This window comes from Paenibacillus sp. 05T425, assembly GCF_056396205.1.
The window spans coordinates 423,564-431,206 of sequence record NZ_JBFTLA010000005.1; the positions used below are offsets into that span (position 1 = coordinate 423,564).

The 7,643-nt window shown below is 45.6% G+C and carries 6 protein-coding genes; 5 read left to right on the plus strand and 1 reads right to left on the minus strand.

Features of this window, described 5'->3' with window-relative positions; genetic code table 11:
* Positions 1–82 precede the first annotated feature (82 nt).
* Positions 83–925, plus strand: coding sequence for a deoxyribonuclease IV (locus tag AC1DF0_RS13865; RefSeq protein WP_442053277.1), 843 nt, complete (start codon positions 83–85; stop codon positions 923–925).
* Positions 926–982: 57 nt separating this feature from the next.
* Here the strand turns inward: AC1DF0_RS13865 and ku are convergent, their stop codons facing one another.
* A complete protein-coding gene (gene ku, locus AC1DF0_RS13870; protein WP_477574383.1) occupies positions 983–1,822 on the minus strand; it encodes a non-homologous end joining protein Ku in 840 nt (279 codons plus the stop codon).
* 185 nt (positions 1,823–2,007) lie between these two features.
* Between ku and AC1DF0_RS13875 the strand changes: the two genes are divergently transcribed.
* The 4 genes from AC1DF0_RS13875 to AC1DF0_RS13890 are packed head-to-tail and all read left to right on the plus strand — an operon-like array spanning position 2,008 to position 7,101.
* Entirely contained in the window at positions 2,008–3,168 is a 1,161-nt protein-coding gene (locus tag AC1DF0_RS13875; RefSeq protein WP_477574384.1) for a type III polyketide synthase, read from the plus strand.
* Positions 3,161–3,901 carry a methyltransferase domain-containing protein gene (locus AC1DF0_RS13880; protein ID WP_477574398.1) on the plus strand — a complete coding sequence of 247 codons (741 nt, stop codon included), beginning with the start codon at positions 3,161–3,163 and terminating at the stop codon, positions 3,899–3,901. Before AC1DF0_RS13875 ends, AC1DF0_RS13880 begins: the two co-directional genes overlap by 8 nt.
* Positions 3,898–5,046, plus strand: a complete 1,149-nt coding sequence (locus AC1DF0_RS13885; RefSeq protein WP_442053274.1) for an NAD(P)/FAD-dependent oxidoreductase — start codon at positions 3,898–3,900, stop codon at positions 5,044–5,046. The genes AC1DF0_RS13880 and AC1DF0_RS13885 overlap by 4 nt, the downstream gene beginning before the upstream one ends.
* A gap of 45 nt (positions 5,047–5,091) precedes the next feature.
* A complete protein-coding gene (locus AC1DF0_RS13890) occupies positions 5,092–7,101 on the plus strand; it encodes an MMPL family transporter (RefSeq protein WP_477574385.1) in 2,010 nt (669 codons plus the stop codon).
* The last annotated feature ends 542 nt before the right edge of the window (positions 7,102–7,643 follow it).

Sequence of the window (7,643 nt, forward strand, 5' to 3'; positions counted from 1 at the left end):
CCATACGTGGCATTCAGCATAACAAAGGAGACGGGGGACAAAACTAAAAGTCAGACGGTATAGGCAGAGGAGGTAAAGTGAAGTGAGGCTCGGAAGTCATGTGAGAATGAGCAAAGGGTATCTTAACGCAGCAAAGGAAGCCGTTAAGATCGGCGCGACGGCATTTCAATATTTCCCGAAAAACCCGAGAAGTCTTTCGGTGAAGGACTATAATCGCAAAGATGCAGAAGCATGTGCAGCGTATTGCCAAGAGCAAGGTCTTGTTTCCGTTGCCCATACGCCTTATCCGACAAACCTCTCGGTCGAAGACCCCGAAATGCAGGAGATAACGATTCGCTCCCTGAAGAACGATCTTGATATTGCCGATGCATGCGGCTCTATCGGATTGGTCGTCCATTTTGGCAAATATAAAGGGACAGGAGATCCTCTTACAGGCTATAAATTAATGATTAATATGATTAACAATGTGCTCATGAACTATAAGGGGAAGACACTGCTTCTTATTGAGAACAATGCTGGGCAAGGGGGGAAAATGGGTATTACGCTAGAAGAACTTGTGCAGATTCGCAAGCTGACGGATTATCCCGAACTAATCGGCTATTGCCTCGATACATGCCACGCCTTCGCCAGCGGATTATGGACAGGACATAATTGGGCTGATCTTGTAGAGAAGGGGACCCAATTAGAATATTTCGCCGACCTGAAGGCGATCCATCTTAATGATTCGGTCTATCCAAGCGGCTCTTTTAAGGATCGGCATGCTCAAGTTGGCAAGGGATATATCGGAGCAAATGCGATGATGCAGCTATTACAATCCTCGGTCATCGGTGAGCTTCCAATCCTATTGGAAACACCAACATCGGACAACTATTCCCATAAGGATGAAATTACTTACATACTTGAACTTGCTAATAGTAGCAATTAAAGTGCCCCCAATAAGCCTGCTATGAGGGATAGGCTTATTGGGGGCGATTTATCTAAATCATACGATTTCTTTCGTTTGTTTAGACGAGCTTTTGCGTTTTGGCTTTGGTGGTGATGCCGGCGGCGCCTTCGCCGCCTCGATGCTCGCTTGAAGGGCAGCCATCAAATCGATGACATTGGAACGAGTCTCGGACGGAGACGTTATTTTATCGACGCCTTCGCCGGCGATTTTCTGCTGAATAGCGTTCGTAAGTGCTATACGATAATCATCTGTATACTTGTCCGGCTGGAAGGTTTCCGTTAATTGCTCGATAAGCAGCTTCGCCATCTGAAGCTCTTTCTCGTTCACGACCGTTTGCTCGGGGAGATTCGGGACCGAGGCGATTGGCCTGATTTCATCCGGATAATGCATCGTTTCCAGACATAAACAGTTGCCTACTGCACGAATCGCAGCTAAGCTGCTCTTGCTTCGGATCGAGATTTTGGCAATTCCTATTTTTCCTGTGTCCTTAATCGCTTCCAGAAGCAAGCTGTAAGCTCCGGCGCCAGATAGATCGGGCGAGAGGTAATAAGGTTTCTGATAATACAGCGGATCGATATCCGACAACGAAACAAAGTCCAGAATCTGAATCACTTTCGCGGATTCAGGCTTCAGAGATTCGATCTCATCCTCGTTGAAAATAACAAACTTTCCTTTCTCGTACTCGAAGCCTTTCACGATATCTTCCTGCTCAACCTTTTTGCCGCAATGGGAGCATGTTCGGACATTCGATATCGGCATACCGCATTCCTTATGAATCGTGCGAAAGTGAATATCTTTGTCTTCGGTAGCCGTGAACATCTTCACCGGCACATGGACAAGACCGAAGCTTATTGCGCCTTTCCATACTGTCTGCACGTGTTGAACCTCCTTTTTTTACTATTTATATTACCCATTGGAGATTGTTTTTATCGGTCAGAGGTGTCAATAACGAAGATTTCAGCACTTCAAAATCCGTCCATATGATTCTATGATTTCCATCATATTGAAATGCTGCGACGAATAGATATATTCAAAGCGAGCATGGAGAGGATGGAACGACTATGAACCAATTGAACCAAGCGATTGCGATTGTTGGAATAGGTACAGCCGTACCGGCTTATAAGCTTGAACAAACGAATACGTCCCAGCGTTTGACGGAGGCCCTACGAGAATATCCCGACTCTGCGCGCTGGGCCAAACGAATATTTAAACAATGTGGCGTAGAGACACGGTATACATGCGAGCCGAATTTATTGGAATCGGCTGATCAGTGCCGTTACTTTCTTCAGGCGTCCGGCGAAGAACTTCCAACGACAGCTGATCGTATGAAAACGTATAAGAGAGAATCCGTCCCGCTTGCAATAGTTGCTGCGAGAAAGGCTATGGAAGCTGCCAACTTACAGGCGTCCGAGATTACACATTTGATAACAGTAAGCTGTACAGGTCAATTTCTTCCCGGTATGGATACCGTTATCGTGAGAGAATTGGAGTTAGCTGCCACCGTTAACCGGTTGCCGCTTAACTTTCTCGGTTGCGCCGCAGGGCTAAGAGGCATTAACCTATCGAAGCACATTATTGAAAGTGATGCCAAGGCCAAAGTGTTATTGGTTTGCGTCGAATTATGTACGCTTCACATTCAGCCCTCCAGCGAACGCGAAGCGTTATTTGGCGCGTCTTTTTTCGGTGATGGCGCTTCAGCATGTGTGATTGGGTCGTTAGAGGAGAAACTACAGTATGCGAGGGGCGTATTTCGATTAGGGACGGACCGATCCGTTCTTTTATCGGATTGTGCAGATGAAATGGTGTGGGAGGTCGGCAACTTCGGATTTGATCTTTATCTTTCACCGAATATCCCCAAATTGATTGGCGCTACGATCCCCGAGCAAATTGGGCAGCTCATCGGTGAAAATAAGTTGCCTGAATTGTGGGCCATTCATCCCGGTGGGAAAGGTATTATCGATACGCTAGTTGATAGCTATGGGCTTACGGAGGAGCAATCAAGGCCAAGCCGTAACGTGCTGCGCGATTTCGGGAACATGTCATCGGCGACCATTTTGTTTGTACTGGACGAGATGAGACAGCACTTAATAGAGCGAGGGGCTGGCCCTGCCAGCGGTCTTGCACTTGCTTTCGGGCCAGGACTCACTTGTGAAATGGTACAAATCAGCTATGTTCCATCCAACCAACGAAGAGAAGTGAAATTAGTTGAAGCTCATGCTTAAAAAAGGCAGCAAACGTGCTGTAACGCCGGAATTGATGGACGACTTCACGAGTGGAGGCATTGAGCTTCGGGAAGCGCTCCGTCATCTTAGATGGCTGAATCGGATTTTCGCAGCTGCTGCGCCGACTATGTATGGAATCGAGAGGCTGTGGAACGAAGCGAATAAGCCGAAACATCTATCCATCATGGACATCGGCTCCGGTTCAGGCGACGTTAATCGGCGGCTGTTGCAATGGTTAGACATGAACCGAATCGATGCATCAATTACGCTTGTCGACAAAACAACGGAAGCTTGTGAAGAAGCTAAGCAATTCTACCGTCATGAACCAAGAGTAAACGTGCTGCAATACGATTTATTCGATATGTCTGAACAGTCTGTCGATATCGTTACCGGAACGCAGTTTCTGCATCATTTTGGGGAAGAAGAACTGCCAGCAGTAATCTTGAAAATGTTATCTCTCTCGCGACTCGGCGTGGTCATCAATGACATTCATCGGCACTGGCTGGCATGGTCAGCCGTTTGGGTGACGACGCGCCTTATATCCAGCAACCGTTATATTGTAAATGACGGTCCGCTATCCGTGGCCAAAGGATTTCAAATCGCTGATTGGGAGCTATTAAAGGAATCACTCGGCGAAGGGGTAGACTTGACCTATTCATGGCGGCCGTTGTTCCGATATGCCGTTCTTATTAGACATGAGCAGCAGGTTAAGCTTGGGAGGCAGCATCTATGACGTTGGCTATCCATGATGTGGCAGTCCTTGGCGCTGGCGTGGCGGGCAGCAGCTTGGCCAAGCTATTGGCGGATCAGGGTCTGGATACCGTGTTGCTTGATCAGAAGGCATTCCCTAGGCATAAGGTGTGTGGAGAATTTCTATCTCCAGAATCTAGAAGTATGCTGCAATCCTTTGGTTTGGAGCAGTATGTTGAAGAACTAAGACCGATGTCCATTGAGCGAACACGATTAAACTTTCGTTATGGACAAGCGCTTGAAATTGCACTGCCAGGCTCAGCCATTGGGATTAGCCGTTACTCTCTAGATCCGGCACTACACCATGCAGCTGTTGCTTCAGGCGCTCAGCTTTATACGCAAACGACCGTGACAGCTCTTACGTTTAGTGACAATTGTTATTCGATAGAAACGAGGCAAGCCGGCTGTGCTGTGCCGAAGCTTTTCCGTGCACGTGCTGTTATTGCGGCATGGGGAGCTACGAATCGGAATGGACTGCCTGGCAGACATGACGTGTATGACTCTAAAAACGAATATATTGGCGTAAAATCACATTTTACCGGCATAGACGTGGACTCTGTTGTTGAACTCTATTTCTTTGACGGCGGTTATTTGGGCATTTCTCCGATCGAAGGCGGACGGGTTAACGTCGCTGCTCTGCTAGATCGAAAGGAATTTGATCTAGTAGATTCAGATAAATCAATATTAGGCTTCATCCGTGCAGTTTGTCGACGAAATCCGAAGCTTGCCAAGCGACTGGCTCATGCCGTTCCCTTATCAGGAACACAAGCTGCCGTCGCTCCCGTCCGACTAAGCCGGAAGCCTTTAACATGGGAATCAATTGCTCGTGTCGGAGATTCCTCCATCATGCTACCGCCACTGTGCGGTGATGGAATGTCGATGGCTTTGCGATCCGCTGGATTATGTACGCCGCTGGTCGGCCGCTACTTGAAAGGTGAGATTACGCTGGCACAATGGGAACAGCAATACTCGCAAGCGATTCATAAAGACTTCAATGGACCTATGAAGTGGGGAAGAAGGCTGCAATGGCTGTTTGATTTGCCGATATTGCCGAGATTGATGCTTGCGGCAGCTCCCGTTGCACCGGGACTGGCTTATAAGTTGGTTCAGGCTACTCGTTTGAAATGAATTGAAGGTCTAACGTGATTCGAAGCAAAAAGGAGTCTGGCCTTGATGTTTCAACTGCTCGCGGTCGTCGCGTATCGATTTCCGAAAACGATCCTTATAGGTTGGATGTTGTTTATGCTCTTTTTTGGTTATTTCGCGCCTAAACTGCCTAGCGTGCTGGATGATCACGGCTTAGTACCTAATGGATCATTCATTGAAGCAGAACAACTAATGGCATCTGATTTTCATATCCCCGAACAACCCGTTATTTTACTATTCGAGAAAAAGGAAAACGTTTCTACTCAGACTTTTCAGCGACATATTCAGCAATCCTTGAACCAATTACAGGGTTTGGATGGGCTCATTGGCTTGCTGTCACCGGTAAATAATGAAATGATGTTTAACGGCAATTTTGCATATGCGCTGCTTTCCTTCGAACAAAGCACCCATGAAATGAATGCTGTGTTCGCTCAGATTCGTGAGCAACTGCCTAGTCATAGAGAGATTAAGGTGAGCCTAACGGATTTGATTAAAGCAGAACGAATAGGCTTACCCGCAGCCTTCGTTATTTTGCTGCTAGCTTTCGGCGGCATACGCTCTGCACTTATTCCGATAATCGCCGGCATGATCGGGGTAATGGGCACGATGGGTATCGTGTATGGACTGGGTACGGTAACCGAGTTATCCAACTTTGTGCTAAGCGTTATCCCGATGGTTGGATTCGCGCTTAGCATCGATTTTGCTCTGATGATTGTCAGCCGCTTCCGTGAGCAATTGCAATGGTACTCTGCCAAACAGGCGTTGGTTATGACAATGATGACAGCAGGAAGAGCTGTTTTTTTCTCCGGTGTATGCGTTTGTTTGGGACTGATCGGAGTGCTATTCGTACCACTGACGATGTTCTCCTCGATTGCGATTAGTGCTGCACTTGTATTAGCGATATCATTATTAATAGCATTAACATTCGTTCCAGCGCTTCTTACCGTTATGTGGCCAGCTATAAAAGAAGAACGGCATATTTCTATATTTAACAAGGGCAATAAATGGTTGTTCATGTCACGTTATGTGCTTAAACGACCAATTCGGCATGTCCTGGTTGCTGTACTACTATTGATCATTTGTTTACTACCACTAGCACGCATGACCATTAGTATTCCGGATGCATCTTCTTTGCCGCCTGGCTATGCCAGCCGAATTGCCTATGAAGACTACCAAACGCAATTCAATCCTCAAGGAAGTTCGGAAGTGTATCTGGTTGCTATAGGAAATAGTGATCTGTTGAGTTACGACACTGCGTCACAGAAATCTAAGCTTATAAAGCAATTAACGAGTGATCCACTAGTCGCAGCAGTAATGGCCGAACCAGAAGTGAATGATCATGAAATGCTCATACGAGTTATGGTGCACGGAGACCCTGCTTCAGAAAAAGTTAGGAGCTGGTTGAGGGAATGGGAGCGGAGAGGTGAACAATCCAACTTCCCGTTTTTACTTGGCGGCGAAGCGAAGTATCAGCAAGAGGTGTATGATGATGTTTTCAACAATTTGAAATATGTGCTCCTATTTGTGATTGTATCCAACTATATCGTGTTATTCCTCGCATTTCGTTCTATTCTCATTCCATTGAAAACGATCATCATGAATTTTTTGAGCATGGGGGCAGCCTTCGGAATTATAAGCTGGATCTATCAGGAAGGGCTCTTCGGTATGGAGCCAAGCAGCATTGCCATTATGATACCCGTATTCATATTTGGCTTAGCATTTGGGATCAGCATGGATTATGGCGTGTTTCTCGTATCAAGAATCTACGAGGAATATGAGCGAACGCAGGACAATGAAATGGCCATCCTAATAGGAATGTCCTCGATAAGCAGAATTATTAACTGCGGAGCAGCAATCATCATCGCTGTAACTGTACCGTTCGCATTCGGTGATGTTGTCGGGGTGAGACAGCTCGGTATTGGCATAGCTGCAGCAATCCTTATCGATGCAACCATTATCCGAATGCTGCTGATGCCATCATTAATGAAGCTGCTAGGAAAATGGAATTGGTGGGCACCGCAGTGGCTGAGAAAATAAACGGATAAGCATTAGACAAACGAATAATTACCGTAAATTGGTAAAATAATGATAATAAGATATTGAATATTGGATGATGGAATCTGACGAACGTTTGCACAGTAAGATGAATTTGAACTTAACGAATGTCGCTGCTGAGATGTCATTAAATAACTACAGAAATAAAGACAAAGAAAKAATCACTAAGATAGAATGACCGAGAGAAAAACAATTATCGATTAAAATAGAACAATAGGAAAGCATTAATAATCAAAAGTGAAGTAAATGAGCTACAATGAGAAACAGCAAAAAAATCCAGGAAACTTTATCTCATCTTATTCCTCACTAATACTTCTTCACAAAACTCGTATTTTATACATATGTGGCTAGATAGTTAAATCCCTATGATAATGCTGCATTCACATGGCTTGTGTCACAATCGTGTTGTTGTTTTAGTTCATATATTTTATAGCTTTTATTTCTGTTTGGTGTTTGATGTGCTTTGTCTAACAAAAATCTACTCCAGACATCTCTTTAGATAAGCAGAAAGCAGCCTCCTGTTC

Bases quoted from the DNA above. Each gene is read 5' to 3' on its own strand.
- AC1DF0_RS13875 (WP_477574384.1), top strand. From the start codon at position 2,008: ATGAACCAATTGAACCAAGCGATTGCGATTGTTGGAATAGGTACAGCC.
- AC1DF0_RS13880 (WP_477574398.1), top strand. From the start codon at position 3,161: ATGCTTAAAAAAGGCAGCAAACGTGCTGTAACGCCGGAATTGATGGAC.
- AC1DF0_RS13885 (WP_442053274.1), top strand. From the start codon at position 3,898: ATGACGTTGGCTATCCATGATGTGGCAGTCCTTGGCGCTGGCGTGGCG.
- AC1DF0_RS13890 (WP_477574385.1), top strand. From the start codon at position 5,092: ATGTTTCAACTGCTCGCGGTCGTCGCGTATCGATTTCCGAAAACGATC.